Source organism: Ramlibacter pinisoli (assembly GCF_009758015.1).
In the GTDB taxonomy this organism is placed as follows: Bacteria; Pseudomonadota; Gammaproteobacteria; order Burkholderiales; family Burkholderiaceae_C; genus Ramlibacter; species Ramlibacter pinisoli.
Genome location: NZ_WSEL01000003.1, coordinates 2,419,544 through 2,436,580 on the forward strand (window position 1 = coordinate 2,419,544; position 17,037 = coordinate 2,436,580).

General features: G+C 67.3%; 16 protein-coding genes and 2 tRNA genes. 4 read left to right on the forward strand and 14 right to left on the reverse strand.

From position 1 onward, the window contains the following. Positions 1-11 precede the first annotated feature (11 nt). The 6 genes from GON04_RS12985 to GON04_RS13010 form a co-directional block, all read right to left on the reverse strand. On the reverse strand, positions 12-731 hold the full coding sequence (locus tag GON04_RS12985) for a heme-copper oxidase subunit III family protein (RefSeq protein WP_157398260.1): 720 nt from the start codon (positions 729-731) through the stop codon (positions 12-14). A 2-nt stretch (positions 732-733) separates the two neighbouring features. Beyond that, on the reverse strand, positions 734-1,435 hold the full coding sequence (locus GON04_RS12990) for a cytochrome c oxidase subunit 3 (RefSeq protein ID WP_157398261.1): 702 nt from the start codon (positions 1,433-1,435) through the stop codon (positions 734-736). A 1-nt stretch (position 1,436) separates the two neighbouring features. Further along, complete coding sequence (locus tag GON04_RS12995; protein WP_157398521.1) at positions 1,437-3,239, reverse strand: cytochrome c oxidase subunit I; 1,803 nt, start codon at positions 3,237-3,239, stop codon at positions 1,437-1,439. Between the two features lie 11 nt (positions 3,240-3,250). Next, positions 3,251-4,603 carry a c-type cytochrome gene (locus GON04_RS13000; protein WP_157398262.1) on the reverse strand — a complete coding sequence of 451 codons (1,353 nt, stop codon included), beginning with the start codon at positions 4,601-4,603 and terminating at the stop codon, positions 3,251-3,253. A 2-nt stretch (positions 4,604-4,605) separates the two neighbouring features. Continuing rightward, positions 4,606-5,106: a hypothetical protein gene (locus GON04_RS13005; protein WP_232532982.1), complete on the reverse strand. Its 501-nt coding sequence runs from the start codon at positions 5,104-5,106 to the stop codon at positions 4,606-4,608. 335 nt (positions 5,107-5,441) lie between these two features. After that, a tRNA-Gly gene (locus GON04_RS13010) sits at positions 5,442-5,517 on the reverse strand. A gap of 315 nt (positions 5,518-5,832) precedes the next feature. On the opposite strand from GON04_RS13010, the gene GON04_RS13015 reads away from it, so the two are divergent. From GON04_RS13015 to GON04_RS26785, 4 genes are all read left to right on the forward strand, one after another. Then, positions 5,833-6,213, forward strand: a complete 381-nt coding sequence (locus GON04_RS13015) for a hypothetical protein (protein ID WP_157398263.1) — start codon at positions 5,833-5,835, stop codon at positions 6,211-6,213. Between the two features lie 381 nt (positions 6,214-6,594). After that, positions 6,595-7,107 carry a rolling circle replication-associated protein gene (locus GON04_RS27260; RefSeq protein WP_420821529.1) on the forward strand — a complete coding sequence of 171 codons (513 nt, stop codon included), beginning with the start codon at positions 6,595-6,597 and terminating at the stop codon, positions 7,105-7,107. 6 nt (positions 7,108-7,113) lie between these two features. After that, the gene (locus GON04_RS13020; RefSeq protein ID WP_157398264.1) at positions 7,114-7,350 is read left to right on the forward strand and encodes a DUF4224 domain-containing protein; all 237 of its coding nucleotides are present in this window, start codon (positions 7,114-7,116) and stop codon (positions 7,348-7,350) included. A 155-nt stretch (positions 7,351-7,505) separates the two neighbouring features. Then, positions 7,506-8,327: a tyrosine-type recombinase/integrase gene (locus GON04_RS26785; RefSeq protein ID WP_338050950.1), complete on the forward strand. Its 822-nt coding sequence runs from the start codon at positions 7,506-7,508 to the stop codon at positions 8,325-8,327. Between the two features lie 48 nt (positions 8,328-8,375). Here GON04_RS26785 and GON04_RS13030 read toward each other — a convergent pair whose 3' ends face one another. The 8 genes from GON04_RS13030 to GON04_RS13065 all read right to left on the reverse strand — a co-directional run bounded on the left by GON04_RS13030 (position 8,376) and on the right by GON04_RS13065 (position 17,036). Next, entirely contained in the window at positions 8,376-10,412 is a 2,037-nt protein-coding gene (locus GON04_RS13030) for an acyltransferase family protein (protein WP_157398266.1), read from the reverse strand. A gap of 250 nt (positions 10,413-10,662) precedes the next feature. After that, positions 10,663-10,738, reverse strand: a tRNA-Phe gene (locus GON04_RS13035). Positions 10,739-10,757: 19 nt separating this feature from the next. Next, positions 10,758-11,477 carry a response regulator gene (locus GON04_RS13040; protein WP_157398267.1) on the reverse strand — a complete coding sequence of 240 codons (720 nt, stop codon included), beginning with the start codon at positions 11,475-11,477 and terminating at the stop codon, positions 10,758-10,760. Between the two features lie 38 nt (positions 11,478-11,515). After that, a complete protein-coding gene (locus tag GON04_RS13045) occupies positions 11,516-13,804 on the reverse strand; it encodes a sensor histidine kinase (protein WP_338050951.1) in 2,289 nt (762 codons plus the stop codon). After that, the gene (locus GON04_RS13050) at positions 13,801-14,430 is read right to left on the reverse strand and encodes a DUF4390 domain-containing protein (RefSeq protein WP_232532983.1); all 630 of its coding nucleotides are present in this window, start codon (positions 14,428-14,430) and stop codon (positions 13,801-13,803) included. Before GON04_RS13050 ends, GON04_RS13045 begins: the two co-directional genes overlap by 4 nt. Beyond that, a complete protein-coding gene (gene rsmB, locus GON04_RS13055) occupies positions 14,381-15,784 on the reverse strand; it encodes a 16S rRNA (cytosine(967)-C(5))-methyltransferase RsmB (RefSeq protein WP_157398268.1) in 1,404 nt (467 codons plus the stop codon). Before rsmB ends, GON04_RS13050 begins: the two co-directional genes overlap by 50 nt. Beyond that, positions 15,733-16,389, reverse strand: coding sequence for a redoxin domain-containing protein (locus GON04_RS13060; RefSeq protein WP_181654024.1), 657 nt, complete (start codon positions 16,387-16,389; stop codon positions 15,733-15,735). Before GON04_RS13060 ends, rsmB begins: the two co-directional genes overlap by 52 nt. A 62-nt stretch (positions 16,390-16,451) precedes the next feature. Beyond that, on the reverse strand, positions 16,452-17,036 hold the full coding sequence (locus GON04_RS13065; RefSeq protein ID WP_157398270.1) for a LemA family protein: 585 nt from the start codon (positions 17,034-17,036) through the stop codon (positions 16,452-16,454). Between the last annotated feature and the right edge of the window lies 1 nt (position 17,037).

Genomic DNA, 17,037 nt, shown 5'->3' on the forward strand with positions numbered 1-17,037 from the left:
AGCTCCTCGGGTTACCAGAGATAGAAGAACGCGAAGATGAAGACCCACACCAGGTCCACGAAGTGCCAGTACAGGCCCAGGATCTCGACGATTTCGTAGTTGCCCCGCCGGCCGGTCAGGAACCCGGGCCGCTGCCGGTCGAGATCGCCGCGCAGCACCTTCACCGCCACGATCACCAGGAAGATCACGCCGATGCTGACGTGGGTGCCGTGGAAGCCGGTGATCATGAAGAACGAGGAGCCGAACTGGGCCGCGCCCCACGGATTGCCCCAGGGGCGAACACCCTCGTGGATCAGCTTGGACCACTCGAACGCCTGCATGCCGACGAAGGTGGCGCCCAGGGCGGCCGTGGCCAGCAGCAGGCCGGCGGTGACTCGGCGGTCGCGCCGGTAGCCGTAGTTCACCGCCAGGGCCATGGTCCCGCTGCTGCTGATCAGCACGAAGGTCATGATCGCGATCAGCAGCAGCGGCACATCCCGCCCGAACATGGTCAGCGAGAACACCTCGCTCGGATTGGGCCAGGGCACGGTGGTCGAGATGCGGACCGCCATGTACGAGATCAGGAAGCTGCCGAAGATGAAGGTGTCGCTGAGCAGGAAGATCCACATCATCGGCTTGCCCCACGGCACGTCCTTGAACACCCGCTGGTCCGAGGACACGTCCGCGACCGCGCTGCGCCAGCCGCCGGGAGGCATCAGGTCGGTCACGCCGTTGGCTTCGTGCATCTTCATGATCAGAGAGGCTCCGATGTGCAGATCGCCAGCCCGAGTTCGTTGGACACGAGCAGCGCATACAGCACCACCCAGACGACCAGGAGGTAGTGCCAGTAGGTCGCGCACAACCCGACGAGCAGCCGGAGGGCAGCCGGGTCCGCGCCACGCCAAGCCCTCATCGCCGCACGGCCCCAGGCCACCAGGCCGCCGAGCACGTGCAGGCCGTGCGCCGCCGTGAGCAGGTAGAAGAAGGCGGCTGCGGCACTGCTGGTGAGGAAGAACCCGGCGTCGTTCAGCTGCTTCCAGACCACCAGCTGCCCCAGCAAAAAGCCCAGTGTCAGCAGGCCGCTGACCAGCAGGCGCCGCTGCACGTCGCCGAGGTCGGCGCGCCGTGCGGCATGGACCGTCCATTCCATGGCCAGGCTCGCGCCGACCAGCAGCGCGGTGTTCAGGACGAGAAGCCGCGGCCGCGGCAGCGGGCTCCAGTCCGCCAGCGCGCCCAGGCGCATCGCATAGGCGCTGGCAAACAGCGCGAACAGCGAGGTCGCGACGGCGAGGAAGACCCACAGTGCCGTGCGGATCGCCGACGGCGGCACCGCGTCGCCGGCAGCCTCGGGCACCAGGGCCTGCGCCTGCCACGGCTGCACGTGGATGGTCTGCCGGAACAGCCACCCCACGATGACGGCCATCAGCAGCGACAGGGACACCAGGCCGATGGTCATGTCACTCGCCTCCTGCCGGCTGCGCGCGCCCGGCCCAGGCTTCGGCCGCGACCTGCGCGGGCGGGACGTTCTGCGGGATGTAGTCGGTCTGCAGGCCCGGGACGCCGTAGTCGTAGGCCCAGCGATAGACGACCGGCAGCTCCTTGCCGAAATTCCCGTGCTTGGGCGGCGTCTGCGGCGTCTGCCACTCCAGCGTGGTGGCCTCCCAGGGGTTGCCGCCGGCCGGCCGGCCGCGGAAGTAGCTGGCGATGAGGTTGTAGAGGAACACCATCTGCGCCGCGCCGACCACGAAGGCGGCGATGGAGATCCCCGCGTTCAGGGCATGGGCCGAGTCGGGAATGAAGTTGGTGCCGGTGATGGCGTAGTAGCGGCGCGGAACACCCAGAAAGCCCAGGTAGTGCATCGGGTAGAAGATCGTGTACGTGCCGATGAACGTGACCCAGAAGTGCAGCTTGCCCAGCGTGTCGTCCAGCATGCGGCCGGTGACCTTGGGGTACCAGTGGTAGATGGCGCCGAACACCACCAGGATGGGTGCGATCCCCATCACCATGTGGAAGTGGGCGACAACGAACATCGTGTCCGACAGCGGCAGGTCCACCACCACGTTGCCCAGGAACAGGCCGGTCAGGCCGCCGTTGACGAAGGTGAAGATGAACGCGATGGCGAACAGCATCGGCACCGTCAGCCGGATGTTGCCGCGCCACAGCGTCAGGACCCAGTTGTAGACCTTGATGGCGGTGGGGACCGCGATGACCAGCGTGGTGGTGGCGAAGAAGAAGCCGAAGTACGGGTTCATGCCACTGACGTACATGTGGTGCGCCCACACGACGAAGCTCAGGCCGCCGATGATCAGGATGGCCCAGACCATCATGCGGTAGCCGAAGATGTTCTTGCGCGCATGGGTGCTGATCAGGTCCGAGACGATGCCAAAGGCGGGCAGCGCCACGATGTAGACCTCGGGGTGGCCGAAGAACCAGAACAGGTGCTGGAACAGCAGCGGATTGCCGCCCGAATAGCTCAGCTGCTGTCCCTTGGACACCAGGGCCGGCATGAAGAAGCTGGTGCCCAGCGCCTGGTCCAGCAGCATCATGATGGCGCTGACGAACAGGGCCGGGAACGCCAGCAGCGCCAGGATGGTGGCCATGAAGATGCCCCACACGGTGAGCGGCAGGCGCATCAGCGTCATGCCGCGCGTGCGCGCCTGCAGCACGGTCACCACGTAGTTCAGGCCGCCCATGGTGAAGCCGATGACGAAGATGCCCAGCGACACCAGCATGAGGATGATCCCCCAGCGAGCGCCCGGCGTGCCGTCCAGGATCGCCTGCGGCGGGTACAGGGTCCAGCCGGCGCCCGTGGGCCCGCCCGGCACGAACAGGCTGGCGACCAGCAGCAGCACCGCGAGCAGGTAGAGCCAGTAGCTGACCATGTTCACGTACGGGAACACCATGTCGCGGGCCCCGACCATCAGCGGGATCAGGTAGTTGCCGAAGCCGCCGAGGAACAGGGCCGTCAGCAGGTAGATCACCATGATCATCCCGTGCATGCTCACCAGCTGCAGGTAGACGCCGGGATCGATGAAGGCGAAGCGGCCCGGGAACCCGAGCTGCAGCCGCATCAGCCACGAGAACACCAGCGCCACCAGCCCGATCGCCATCGCCGTCACCGCGTACTGGATCGCGATCACCTTGGCGTCCTGGCTCCAGATGTACTTGCCGATGAACGTCTTCGGGTGGTGCAGCTCGACCTCGGCGACCTCCGCCGGCGGCGCGAAGTCCGATTCGTCGTGTGCAATGTGCGTGGCCATGGAGCCCCCGGTCACCGTGTGTTGATGTAGGCCAGCACGTCGCCGGCCGCTGCATCGTCGGCCAGCATCCCGGCGACCAGCGCCATCTGCGCGCCGTACACGTCCTGCGGATGCGCGCCGCGAACCCCCTCGCGGAAGTTCTTCAGCTGCCGGGCCATGTACCAGTCGCTCATCCCCTGCAACCGGGGTGCCTGGGTCGCCGCCACGCCCTGGCCCTCGGCACCGTGGCAGGCCGCGCAGGTGGCGTAGCGCCGGCGGCCGGTGTCCACGTCGCCCTTGATCGTCGCGGCCACCCGCGCGTCGGGCAGGGTCCCGATGTAGGCCACGACGTCGGCGATGGCGGTGTCGTCCGCGAGCGTGGCCGCCATCGGCGCCATCATCTTGCCGAACACGTCCTTGTCGTGCGTGCCGCGGGCGCCCAGCTTGAACTGCCTGAGTTGCCGCTCCAGGTACCAAGCGCCCTGGCCACCCAGCTTGGGCGCATTCATGGCCAGGTTGCCCTCGCCGCCGGCGCCATGGCAGGCGGCGCAGGTCGCGTACAGGGCCTTGCCGGCCACGGCATTGCCCGGTGCCCGGCTGGCCGCCTGGGCGAAGGTGGGCAGGCGCTCGAGCCAGGCCTGGTAGGCGCCGGGCTCGTCGACCACGATCCGGCCGCGCATCGAGAAGTGGCCGACGCCGCACAGCTCCTCGCAGAGCAGGTCGAACGATCCGGTGCGCGTGGGCGTGAACCAGGAGTACGTCACCAGGCCCGGCACCATGTCCATCTTGACGCGCAGCTGGGCCACGGCGAAGTCGTGCAGCACGTCCTTGGAGCGCAGCAACAGCTTGACCGGCTTGCCCACCGGCAGGCGCAGCTCGGGGGTCTGCGCCAGCACGTCGTCCTGCCCGTGGGGATCGGCCGGGTTGATTCCGAACGGGTTGGCGTCGCTCACGAAACGGGGATGGACCGTTCCCAGCTTGCCGTCCTTGCCGGGCAGGCGGTAGCTCCAGTTCCACTGCTGGGCCACGACCTCCACCACCATGGCTTCGTGCGGCACCTCGATGACCTGGGCCCAGACCAGCAGGCCCGGGGCCAGCATGGCGGCCACGCCGACGGTGGTCACGACCATCAGCCATCCCTCGAGCCGCTTGTTCTCGGGCTGGTAGCTGGCACGCCCGCCCGGGCGGTGGCGGTAGCGGATCAGCGCCCAGGCCATGAACCCGGCGACGGCGACGAACACGATCCCGGTCACCCAGAAGGTGATGGAGATCGTGGTGTCGATGGCATGCCAGTTGGAAGCGATTGGCGTGAAGTACCAGGGACTCAGGAAGTGGAAGAGGACCGAGCCGAGTGCCAGGAGGATCAGGACAATCGCGATGCCCATGGCTACTCCCCGGCCGTTCTCTTGAGCCTGGTGTAGAGGTACGCCGCCGCGACGCCGAAGACAGCGTGCGCCGCCAGGGTGTCAATGCCACGCAGGGCCGTCAGCCAGGGAAAGAGTGCGACCAGGAGATGGAAATTGATCAGGTAGAGCGCGAAGCCCATCAACGCGCCGGCCAGCATCGCCCGGCCCGGCGTGGAATCGAGCTTGGCCTGCACCAGCAGTGCCGCCATCACCATGCCGAAGACGGTGCCCAGGAGGTAGTGGATACCCAGCGAGGTGGCGACCACGCCCAGTCGGAACTCGTAGCTGGACGGCTGATCGGCGCCGGTCAGGATCGGCGCGATCATGTGCGAGGTTCGCCATGGGCCGTCCGGGTTGAAGAGGGCCGACCAGACCAGGTCCAGCACCATCAGCACCGCGCCCGCCGCGAATCCGGACACCGCCGCCGCCGGCCAGTCCATCGCGCGCCACTTCCAAGTACCCGACCCCATGAGCGTTTCCATGGTGAGCTCCTGTCGTGCGCGGCGCAGTCCCGCCCTGCCAGTCCATGCGGTCCGGATGGCCGCTCGCTCGGCACGTGGCCGAGGAGCGCCGACCTGTCGACGCATGCCGCCTCACATCTTGCCGAGGCTTTGCCGCAAATGACTTTTTTCTACACCCGAGCGCCCAGCATTACAAGCAAGGCACGCGTTTCTTGTTCGTCCGAAGCTGATGCGCGGGTATGCATTCGCAACAGCAGAGCTTGTACCGTTCCAAGGTCCTGAGGCTGCTGTCGCCCGGTTTCCGACCGTGAAGCCAAGAAAAAAGCCCCTGATCGTTTCCGATCAGGGGCTGCGACTGGAGCGGGAGAAGAGTCTCGAACTCTCGACCTCAACCTTGGCAAGGTTGCGCTCTACCAACTGAGCTACTCCCGCGGATGCCGAAGAAAAAGCCCCTGATCTTGCGATCAAGGGCTTCGCCTTGGAATCTGGTGGCCTGGGGCGGAATCGAACCACCGACACGCGGATTTTCAATCTGCCGCGAATCGCCTTGTGCTTCAAGCACTTAGCTCGGTTGTCCACCTACAAAAACCGGGTCGAATGATACCACTGCTAAGAGGGCGCTTCCTCTGCTTTGTAGAAGTCGGAGAGTTGTCCACGGCGGCGGGCGGCGCTTGCGACGAACCGACCGACGCGGTGGGCAACTCGGCGGAGGGGTCGCCATGTTCCCTCGACTGCTATGCTGGCGGGATGGCAAAGACGAAGCCGAAGCGCCCGCCCGTACGACTGCTGGAGCCTCCCGAAGTCGAGCGCGCGATGGAGCGCTTCCGGGATGCGGTGCAACGATTCGACGGTTCATTTGACGAGTTGGAGTCGGCCATTGGCATGTATGTCCTCGGCCACTACGTAGGCTGGCGCGTGTTGGTGCTGATGCACAGCAAGGCGACGATTCGCAAGTACGAACAGATTCTCGGCATCGTGGTGCGCGAGGAGTTCCCCGAAACAGGCCCGGAATCTGATCGTTCAATTGCGTACACCGCCGCTCAGGCGCTTTCCAACTTCTGGAAGATCGTCTCTGGAGAAGCCAAGCTCGACGTACCCAGGGACGAGCGCAAGCACTTCACGTCGTAGCTCCGCAACAAGGGACAATCAAGTTCCCTTGACAGGCATCTCACGTTCCCTCCATAGTCGGAGGGAACATGAAACGCCCTTCATCTTCCTTTGGCAACCTGGCTGCGTGCGGGCATCAGCCGGAGGGGGCCCCGCTGTGCGGGGTGACTCCGGCTGATGTTCCGCGCGCGGGGCTTGTCTCATCTAAAACAAGTGGGACACCACCAATAGAAGTCAGCTTCGACGTCGGCGAGGTGCAGCGTCGACGGCTGGGTCGATTGAAGCGCACAGTTTGGGCGTGCTCCAACTGGCACCTGCTCACCGTACCGAAGGGCCACAGGGAACGCGTGTGGTTCGTCACCCTCACATATCGACGCGTTGGGGACTGGCTTCCAAGGCACGGTGCCAGCGGCAAGCTGTGATCTTCAAGTACGTCTGGGTGGCGGAGCTGCAGAAGCGCGGCGCGATCCCCATTACCACCTTGCGATCTGGCTCCCTGTCCGCCTCCAGCTGCCGAAGTTCGACGGGCGCGGCTGGTGGCCGCACGGCATGACTCAAACGGTCATCGGGCGTGCTCCGGTGGGCTACCTCATGAAATACCTGTCGAAAACCGGTCCGTTGCAGGCCTTTCCGAAAGGAGCGCGAATCCATGGCTATGGGGGACTCACAACGCAGGCCCGGTCGGTCTGCACCTGGCTCAATTGGCCCCAATGGTGTAAGCAGCGATTTGGAGTTGGCCAACTCTGCTCGGTCGCCGGTCGTCGTGTGGTGCGGGAGACAGGTGAAGTTCTCGAGCCCATGTACACGCGAGTTGTCGTCCCTGCCGGCATGCGCCTGTACCCCAATGGCCCTCTACCTGATCGATGGGCGGACGGGCCTTATTCGCTCCTTGAAATCGGCAATTGTGTTCAGTGACCTGCCATGGGTTACGCCGGAACCACCCCCTTCCTCCTGACGCCTGAAGAGGTGCAGGACATCACAGGCTTCAAGCTAAGCCGTCTTCAAGTTGACTGGCTCAGTCGCCGGGGCTGGCGGTTTGAGGTCAATGCTATCGGCCGCCCCGTGGTGGCCCGCAAGTACGCCGAGAAGATGCTCGGCTGCGCTGATGAGGAGGCAGTAGTCCTGCGCCCCAATTTCGGCGCTCTGAGGGCCGCCTGATGGGCCGCCGGCGGCAATCCAATCACGACGACCCTCCGCGCTTCCACAAGAAGGGTAATACGTACTACCACGTGAGCGGCTCCGGGCCGCGTGTTTGGCGCAAGCTCTCTGCAGATCGCGCCGAGGCGCTACGACTGTGGGCCCAGCTGGAGGGCGTGAAAGAGGACGACTCCAGCCGCCTGTTCTCGGTTATTGCCAAGCGGTACGTTCGCGAGGTCTACCCAACCAAGGCCGTTCGCACGCGAAAGGACAACGACAAGGAACTGGCGCAGTTGCTGCGCGTGTTCGGCCACATGCCAATTGATGCCGTGCTGCCCATGCACATCCGCCAATACATGGACATTCGCGGTGAGGCCGCCAAGGTCCGGGCCAATCGGGAGAAGGCACTGTTCTCGCACATCTTCAACAAGGCCCGTGAATGGGGCTACACGGCGGCGCAGAACCCTTGCCAAGGCGTCAAGGGCTTCCGCGAGACAGGGCGCGACCGCTACGTGACCGATGCCGAGTTCGCCCAGGTCAAAGCGCTGGCTCACCACACGGTGGCGGATGCGATGGACCTCGCGCTGCTCACCGGCCAACGTCCCGCTGACGTACTTAAGCTGAAGCGCACTGACATTCGCGATGGAGCCCTTTGGGTGGTCCAAAACAAGACCGGCGCTCGCATTGGCATCGAGGTAACCGGCGAGTTGGCCGCCACGTTGGAGCGCATCAACCTGCGACCCCGCCGCGCAATCAGCGCGTACCTAATTCAGGACGAGGTCGGCCAGCCACTCACCCAAGGCTCCTTGCGCTCACGGTTCGACAAGGCAAGGCAAGCCGCGGGCGTCAGCTTCCAGTTCCGCGATCTGAGGGCCAAGGCTGCGACTGATACCGGTGACCTGGCGCACTCACAAAAGCTGCTCGCGCATCGAAACCGGGACATGACAGAGCACTACGTTCGCGCCCGGCTTGGCGAGCGCGTTAAGCCGCTTCGCTAGCCAAGTACAAGGTCCGCCGCCAATAGCAGACACTCAGCAAATCGGCGACTACCTCGTTCCTAGGTTACCAATCCGCCCCATCAGCTCTCTTGCAACAGCTTCGGCACCCCGCCAGTTCAGGTGGTCATCGTCAAGGTACAAGGGTTTGCCATCTGCATCAAAGGGCGAACATCGCACCGAATCGCAGAACCGGGGCAGCGGATCGAATTCGATAACTGCTGGGCGCGTGGCAAGCACCCGGCTGACGACGTCCCGGTAGCTCTTTTGCCGGAATTCGACCTCGGCGCGGCTGATGTCGCAAGGCTTGGGAGTGAACTGCCTAAAGCCCGTCAAACAACTACGCGGCTGGAATCCGAACTCTGGCACCTGGTGCACGAACACGACGCGCTTGCCGGCCCGCTCCAGTTCATCCAACGTGCGGTTCAGTCCCCGCTCGAAGGCCTGCGCGGACGTCCCTTCCTCATCGGCATAACTATGCCGCCAGCGATTCTCGATCCAGGTGCGCTCGGCGTTGCCGAATCCCGTGCCCTCCGTCCACAGGGCATGGCGGCCGACCAGCATGACCCATCGAACGTCGGCACGCGCCAGTGCTTCCTGCAGAGCCGGCGTGACGATGTCCCGGCAATGCTGGGACGCACCTGTCCCTGGCCAATACGCTTCCACGTCGAGGAGAGGGCCGCATCCCCCCTGCCCGATGGTCGTCAGATTGAACGGAAGTTCATCCGCTTCGGCCATCCGGCGAAAACCAACCGCCAGGGCGTCCATGTGGCTGTCGCCCACCATGAACAGCGTCGCCGCGTGCCGATTGGGGGAGTCGTAGCACCCCGAGCGCGCGTAGGGGTGGGCGGCGCGGCAATATATATCGTCGACGACACGGGGCGTCTTCAGGTCGCCCAACGCGTCGTGCAGTGCCTGCTTACGGAACTCAAAGCCGTCGTAGCGTGCGGTGAGCCAGCCCACCGTGCAGACTATGGCCATCGCTGGTAGCAGCACGAGGGCGGCGGCGCGGGGCCGGTGGTGCCGCCTCAGAGGTAACTCGACAAACTGGTAAGTGCCGGCGGCCAGCAGCACGGCAACGCCTACCGCTGCCGCGCGAATCCACGCGGAGGGCTCGCGCCCTTCTGCGATGTGCAGGAGCGACAGCAACGGCCAATGCCACAGGTAGAGCGAATAACTGGCAAGGCCCAGCGCGACCAACCAGGCGTGCGACAGGATGCGGCGATTGACCCAAGCTCGGGAGCCGGCATAGATCATTAGGCTGGTACCAACCACCGGCAGCAGGCCGCCCGGCGCCGGCACAGCGGAAACCTTGTTTAGCGAGATGACGCCGGCGGCGACGAGAGCCAAGCCAACCGTGGCTGCGACGTTTGCACGAGCCTTCGCGAACGTCGGGAGTCGAACACCGATCGCGCGCGCCCAGCTTGGCGCCGGCTGCCCGGCCACCATGGCCAGCAAGGCACCGCATAGCAACTGCCAGCCCCTGGCTTGCGTCGAAAAATAGCGCGCGCTGCCCTCCTGGTCGGCCACGAGAGCCACCGCGAAGGAGCAGGCGCCCAGCACCGCAATGGCCACAACCAGCGCCATCCGGCGGCGTGCCGCGAACCAGAGGAGCAGCGGCCACACCAAGTAGAACTGCTCCTCGACTGCCAGGCTCCACAGGTGCAGCAAAGGCTTCATCTCGATTGCCGAATCGAAGTAGCCGGCTTCCTTCATGGCAGTGAAGTTCGCGACGAACGCCGCACCACCCTGCACGTATCGCCCGAGATGCGAATATTCATCTGGCAATAGCACGAACCAGCCACTCGCCCAGCACGCCACCAGCACCAGCAGGAGCGGAGGGAAAATGCGCCGGACCCGGCGAGCATAGAAATCCGTGAGACTGAATCGATCCAGCGCGAGCTCGCCGAGGACGATGCCAGTGATCAGGTATCCCGAGATGACGAAGAAGACATCGACGCCGGTGAAGCCACCGGGCAGCCACTGCGGAAACGCGTGGTAAACAACGACGGCTAGGACAGCCAGCGCCCGCAGCCCGTCGATGTCGGGCCGATACCCGTGAGGGCCCGGTGCTTTCTTGTTTTGCAAATGACGCGAGAAGTCTACGGCTGCGATTAGAGCCAAGCGTTGCCGGCGAACTCCGCTAGATGCTCATTCCAGGCCGCCCGGAAAGATGGCCATGCCTGGAGAAATACCGGCATCACCTGGTCGTGCTCAATCTGCAGAGTCGCAAGTCCGCTCCTGGCCGGAAGCAGGCATTCGCAAGGAATTGTAGAAAACCAGACCGAATTGTAGAAACGCCCCAGAACCCGAATCGGGCGCTGGGGCGCATGAAGACTGGTGGCCTGGGGCGGAATCGAACCACCGACACGCGGATTTTCAATCCGCTGCTCTACCAACTGAGCTACCGGGCCGTGAGCCCGCAAGTATACCCTAGCCGGGTGTGCGCTTGCCGCGCGAAAGGTCCACACCGAGCTGCTTGAGCTTGCGGTACAGGTGGGTGCGCTCCAGGCCGGTCTTCTCGGCCACGCGGGTCATCGAGCCGCCTTCCTTGGCGAGGTGGAACTCGAAGTAGCTCTTCTCGAATTCGTCGCGCGCATCGCGCAGCGGCTTGTCCAGCTCGAAGGTCTGGCGCGCCTGCGGTCCCATCTCCACCGGCGCCGGCAGGGTCTGGCCGCCGGTCATGGCGGCTTCGACGGTGAGTTCGGTCATCACCGGCACGCTGGGCATCAGGTAGCCGGGAAGGGGCTTGCGCTGGCCGACCAGGGCGGCCGGCGGGGTGGGAGCCGACTCGCGCTGCAGGCCGGCCTCCACGGCCTTGAGCAGCTTCTGCAGCGTGATCGGCTTCTCGAGGAACGACTGCGCGCCGATCTTGGTGGCCTCGACGGCAGTCTCGATGGTGGCATGGCCGCTCATCATGATGACCGGCATGGTCAGCAGGCCGGCGCTCGACCACTCCTTGAGCAGCGTCACGCCGTCGGTGTCGGGCATCCAGATGTCCAGCAGCACGAGGTCGGGTCGCGCTTTCGCGCGGGCGGTGCGGGCCTGGGCGGCGTTCTGCGCCAGCTCGACGTTGTGGCCTTCGTCGTTGAGGATTTCCGAGAGCAGGTCCCGGATGCCCAGTTCGTCGTCGACCACGAGGATGTTTGCCATGGATGGATGTGTGCTCCGCTGCCTGCCGGAAAGTGTTGTCAAGCCGCAACTGCGAATGATAGCGAGACTTGTGCCCCGGCAACCACCCCGTCGTCGAGCCGGTTTTTGACGTCGATGCGGGCGCCGTGCTCGTCCGCGATCTTCTTGACCACCGCCAGGCCGAGCCCGGTGCCCTTGTCCTTGGTGGTGACGTAGGGTTCGAACGCCCGCTTGAGGATGTGCTCCGGGAAACCGCTGCCGGTGTCCTGCACCACCAGCCGGACGCGCCGGCTGGTCTCGCTCCACTGGGTGCGGATGACGACCTCGCGCCGGGCCGCGCCCTCGGTGGCGTCCTGCGCGTTCTGCACCAGGTTGTGGACCACCTGGCGCAGCTGCTGGGCGTCGCCCAGGATGGTCGGGCAGTGCGGGTCGAGGTCGGCCCGTACCGGCACGTGCGAGCCGTGCGCCGTCTCGCCGTCGCGCGCATAGAGGTTCAGCACGTCGGTCACCAGCGCGTTCAGGTCGATCGGCTTGAGTTCCGCGGCCGGCAGCCGGGCGTAGTCGCGGAACTCGTTGACCAGCCGCTTCATCGCGTCGACCTGGTCGACGATGGTCTGCACCGACTTGCGCAGCACCGCCTGGTCGGGCTCGGCCAGGCGGTTGCCCAGCTTGTGGGCCAGGCGCTCGGCCGAGAGCTGGATCGGGGTGAGCGGGTTCTTGATCTCGTGCGCCAGCCGCCGTGCGACCTCGCCCCAGGCCTGCACCCGCTGCGCCGACACCACCTCGGAGATGTCGTCGAACACCAGCAGCCGCGCGATCTGCCCCGGCACCACCGACGGCATCTCGGCGCCGCGGGCCACCAGCGTGAGCGCGTTGTTCGGTGCCGGCAGCCCGGGCAGGCTCGCGTTCAGCTCGAACGATTGCTGCCAGTGGTCCAGGCCGTGCTGCAGGCGCTCGGTCATGTAGTCGTCGAACTGCGACTGCACCGCGGCACCGAACGCCTCCACCCCTTCCACCGAGGCCAGCGGCTGCCCCTCGTGGGCCGCCAGCGGCACGCGCAGGATGCGGGTGGCGCCCGGGTTGGACGACTGGATGCGGCCCTGTTCGTCGAGCACGATCACGCCAGCCGTGAGGTTGTCCAGGATGGCCTGCAGGTTGGCGCGGGCCGCGTTCACCTGGCCCATGCTCTGCTCCACCGCCCCCCGCGCATCGGCGAGCTGCTGCGTCATCTCGGCGAACGAACGCGTCAGCCCGCCCAGTTCGTCCTTGCCCTGCAGCACCGGCTTGGGCGACAGGTCGCCGGCCGCGACCTCGCGCACGCCGGCGGCCAGCAGCAGCAGCGGGCGCGCCAACTGGTTGCCCAGCAGCACGGCCAGGAAAATGGCGCCGAACACCGACAGGAACAGGCTCAGGGTCAGGGTGCCGATGTACATGCGGCGCAGCCCCTGGCGCGCCAGCGCGCGCTCCTGGTACTCGCGGTAGGCCTCCTGCACGGCGATGGCGTTGGCCACCAGGGTCGGCGACAGGCTCTGGGTGACCTGCAGCACGCGCGGCTCGGCCAGCAGGCCCAGGCCCGGCCCCGGCACCACCGCCAGCGCCTTGATGCGGCCCTGGCTCACGGCCGCCAGGGTGGGCTCGTCCAGGCCCTCGACCACGGCGAGCTGGCGCTGGGCCCGCACGGCGCGGATCTGCTGCGGGCTGGGCCGCTCGGGATTGAGCAGGAACCGCGACTGGCCGGCGCTGGCCAGCAGCTGGCCGTTGGCGCCCCACAGGATGACGTCATTGGCCGAGAGCTGCTCGCGCATGCGGTCCAGCGCCAGCCCGGCCGAGGTGTCCTGCGTCTCGGCCAGCTGGTTGGCCGCCGCCCGCGTCTTGTTGGCCAGGTCGTTGGCCAGCGTGTCGAGGGTCGAGCGGCCCAGGCTCAGGCCGGCATCCAGCGCGCCCTCGACCTTGACGTCGAACCAGCTCTCGATCGAGCGCGAGACAAACTGGTAGGACACCACGTAGATCAGCAGCCCGGGGACGAAGCCCACGAGGGCGAAGATGGCGGCGAGCTTGACCAGCAGGCGGCTGCCGAACTTGCCGCGCCGCAGCCGCGACACCAGCCGCACCACCACCCAGCCGATCACCAGCGCCAGCAGGCCGGCGATGACCATGTTGAGGGCGAACAGGCGCCCGTAGTTGCGCTCGTACAGCTCGCGGTTGCCGGTGGCCTGCGTCAGCAGGAACATCAGCACGATGCCGATGCCCACCATCACCGCCGCGCCGACCGCCAGGGCCCAGCGCACGGCGCGCGAACTGCCGAAGGTGGGCTTCGGCGCCAGCGCGGAGGGGGCCTGCGTGCTCACCGCCCGTTCTCGACCGCGATGCGCTGCGTGCGCGCGGCGCCCACGTTCCAGTCGGCCTGACCGACCACGCCGATCTGGAACGGCCGCGGCAGCTGCGACACGTCGAGGCGGAAACGGAAGTCCAGGCTGTAGCGCGCGTCGGGCTCCAGGTCGGACAGTTCCGCGATCTTCCAGCGGGCGAAGGACTGCACCGCGCGCAGGGCCTCCTCCCGGGTGTCGAAGCTCTGCCCCAGGGCCAGGCCCGAGTTGCCGATCGCCGTGGGCGAGACCTGCAGCCGCCAGCGCCGGGTCAGGGGCTGGTAGGACAGGCGCATGTGGCGCTGCGAGAAGGCCACCTGCTTGTCGTACCAGTACCAGCGGTCGCGCAGCAGCGTGGCCTCGGCCACGAAGAACATCGGGATGCCCTTCTGCAGCGCGTCCTCGACCGCCGGCGGCAGCTCGAACGCCACGCTGGCGTTGAGCAGCACGCCGTCCTCGCTGCGCTCCAGCCGCATCTGCGTGACCTCGGCGTCGGCGTGCACCGGGCCGGCCACGGCCAGCAGCACCAGCAGCGCGGCCAGCAGCCGCAGGGCGGCCTCAAGCGGGCGCCGGGCGGCCGCCAGCCGCATCGCGGGCCAGCAACGCATAGAAAAAACCGTCGTGATCACTCCCGGGATTGTCCCGGACGCCCCCCACGTTGGCGCCATCCTGGGGCAGCAAATGACCGGGGGCGGGTTGCAAAACGGCCTCTGTGTTGTGCGCAACAAACGATCGGATCCGACGTTCGCCTTCCTCGCGAAACACCGAGCAGGTGCAGTACAGCAGGCGGCCGCCGGGCGCCACCAGCGGCCACAGCGCCTGCAGCAGGCGTTCCTGCTGGGCGGCCAGCTGCGGCAGGTCGGTCGGGCGGCGCAGCCAGCGCACGTCCGGATGGCGGCGCACGATGCCCGAGGCGGTGCACGGCGCGTCCAGCAGCACGGCATCGAACGGCTGGCCGTCCCACCAGGACGGCACGGCCGCGGCATCGGCCACCACCAGCCGGGCCTGCAGCCCGAGCCGCTCCAGCGTCTGCTCGATGCGCTGGCCGCGCTGCGGGTCGACCTCGATGGCGACCACGTCGGCGTCGGCCCGCTCGAGCAGGTGGGCGGTCTTGCCGCCCGGCGCGGCACAGGCATCGAGCACGCGCAGCCGGCGCCCGGGCGGCGCCACCAGGCCGTCGAGCAGCAGCGGCGCGGCCAGCTGGGCGGCGGCATCCTGCACCGACAGCAGGCCCTGGTCGAAGCCCGGGATGGCGTGCACGTCGCGCGGGCGGTCCAGGACCATCCCGTCCTCGCCCACCGGCTGCGCGCCGATGCCGTTGTCGGCCAGCCGACGCAGCATGTCGTCGCGGGTGGCACGGCGGCGGTTGACGCGCAGCGTCATCGGCGCCGCCCGATTGCTGGCCGCCAGGATCGCTTCCCAGTCGTGCGGATGGTCCTGCCGCAGGCGCTCGATCCACCAGCGCGGATGGTTCCAGCGCGCCACCGGGTCGTCGTCGGTGGCCGCCACCAGGGCGTCGCGCTCGCGCAGGAAGCGCCGCAGGCAGGCATTGAGGAAGGCGGCCTGGGCGGCGGTGGCGGGCGCGCGCTTGGCCGCCTCGACCGCCTGGTCGACCAGCGTGAACGGGGTGTAGGGCGCCTCGTCGACGCGCCAGCACAGCGCCAGCGCGGTGCACAGCAGGGCGTCCGCGGCCGGCGGCGGCGCGCGCCGGGCCAGCTGGCGCCGCAGCGCTTCGGCCCGCCCGAGCTGGCGCAGCGCCTGGTAGGCGAGCGCCTGGGCCGCGGCACGCAGCTCCGGCGCGGCGCGCGCGATGGCCGGGGTGGCGGACTCGCCGCCGCGCACCGCCGCCAGAACGGAAGCGGCAGCCTGAAGCTGCCGCCAGAGGGGAAGTGCGGTGACCAACGCGGCGTTCAGGTGCCCGGCTGCTTGGTCACGCGCAGGTAGGGCTTGACGGCCTTCCATCCCTGCGGGAACAGCTTCTTGGCGTCGTCGTCGGAGACCGAGCCGGCGATGATGACGTCCTCGCCCTGCTTCCAGTTGGCCGGCGTCGCCACCTTGTACTTGGCCGTCAGCTGCATGGAGTCGAGCACGCGCAGGATCTCGTCGAAGTTGCGCCCGGTGGTCATCGGGTAGGTGAGCATCAGCTTGATCTTCTTGTCGGGGCCGACGATGAAGACCGAGCGCACCGTCTGGTTGGTCGCCGCCGTGCGGCCGTCGGTGGTGGTGTCCTCGGCCGGCAGCATGTTGTACAGCTTGGAGACCGTGAGGTCGCCGTCGGCGACGATGGGGTAGTTGACCTTGGCGCCCTGCGTCTCCTCGATGTCGCCCAGCCAGCGGCTGTGGCTGTCGACCGGGTCGACCGACAGGCCGATGAGCTTGGCGCCGCGCTTGGTGAACTCGGGCTCGATGCGCGCCATGTAGCCCAGCTCGGTGGTGCAGACCGGCGTGAAGTCCTTGGGATGCGAGAACAGGATCGCCCAGCTGTCGCCGATCCACTGGTGGAAGTCGATCTTGCCTTGCGTCGTGTCGGCGCTGAAATTCGGGGCGGTGTCGTTGATGCGCAGCACGTCAATCTCCTGGGGATGATTCGACAAGGGGCAACGATCATGCGCCGCCACGCCAGAGCCTGTCAAACGGCGGGGCCTTTGGGTGGCGGCAGCGGCGCGATGCCCAGGCCGGGCCGGAAGCCGAACAGCCAGGCGAGCAGCAGCGCCGGAAACTGGCGGATGGCGGCGTTGTAGTGCGCCACGGCGCGGCTGAAGCGGTCGGCGGCGGCGATGCATTGCAGCGTGACGTGGGTGCGCGCCGCGATCAGCGCGTCGGGCAGCCGGGGCCCGGCGAGGTCGTGCGCGTCGTCGCGCTCGGCCCGCTCCCACGCGTCGGCAAACACCGCCTGCGCGGCGTCCAGCGCGGCGATGCGCCCGGGCTCCAGGGGCTTCTGGCGGGCGGCCGCGAGGCTGGCCGCCAGCTGCGCCGCCGACGCCTGCAGGCCGCCCCAGAACGACGGCCCTTCCCCCATGAACAGGGACGCCGGCGGCTCCTGGCCGGCCGGCAGCAGCTCATCGACCAGCTGCACCTGGCGGGTGAGCTCGGCATCCAGCACGGCGAAGGCGGCGTTGGCCTCGCCGCGCAGGCGCACCAGCCGGTTGTAGGCGCCGACGGTCCAGAACAGCAGGACGGCGGCGGCGATCCAGGGGGCAAGCGAGGACGTCATG

What these genes read in the sequence shown, in the direction of transcription:
- GON04_RS12985 (WP_157398260.1), bottom strand. Translation starts at nt 731, where the DNA reads ATGAAGATGCACGAAGCCAACGGCGTGACCGACCTGATGCCTCCCGGC.
- GON04_RS12990 (WP_157398261.1), bottom strand. Translation starts at nt 1,435, where the DNA reads ATGACCATCGGCCTGGTGTCCCTGTCGCTGCTGATGGCCGTCATCGTG.
- GON04_RS12995 (WP_157398521.1), bottom strand. Translation starts at nt 3,239, where the DNA reads ATGGCCACGCACATTGCACACGACGAATCGGACTTCGCGCCGCCGGCG.
- GON04_RS13000 (WP_157398262.1), bottom strand. Translation starts at nt 4,603, where the DNA reads ATGGGCATCGCGATTGTCCTGATCCTCCTGGCACTCGGCTCGGTCCTC.
- GON04_RS13005 (WP_232532982.1), bottom strand. Translation starts at nt 5,106, where the DNA reads ATGGAAACGCTCATGGGGTCGGGTACTTGGAAGTGGCGCGCGATGGAC.
- GON04_RS13015 (WP_157398263.1), top strand. Translation starts at nt 5,833, where the DNA reads ATGGCAAAGACGAAGCCGAAGCGCCCGCCCGTACGACTGCTGGAGCCT.
- GON04_RS13020 (WP_157398264.1), top strand. Translation starts at nt 7,114, where the DNA reads ATGGGTTACGCCGGAACCACCCCCTTCCTCCTGACGCCTGAAGAGGTG.
- GON04_RS13040 (WP_157398267.1), bottom strand. Translation starts at nt 11,477, where the DNA reads ATGGCAAACATCCTCGTGGTCGACGACGAACTGGGCATCCGGGACCTG.
- GON04_RS13050 (WP_232532983.1), bottom strand. Translation starts at nt 14,430, where the DNA reads ATGCGTTGCTGGCCCGCGATGCGGCTGGCGGCCGCCCGGCGCCCGCTT.
- rsmB (WP_157398268.1), bottom strand. Translation starts at nt 15,784, where the DNA reads ATGGAAGGCCGTCAAGCCCTACCTGCGCGTGACCAAGCAGCCGGGCAC.
- GON04_RS13065 (WP_157398270.1), bottom strand. Translation starts at nt 17,036, where the DNA reads ATGACGTCCTCGCTTGCCCCCTGGATCGCCGCCGCCGTCCTGCTGTTC.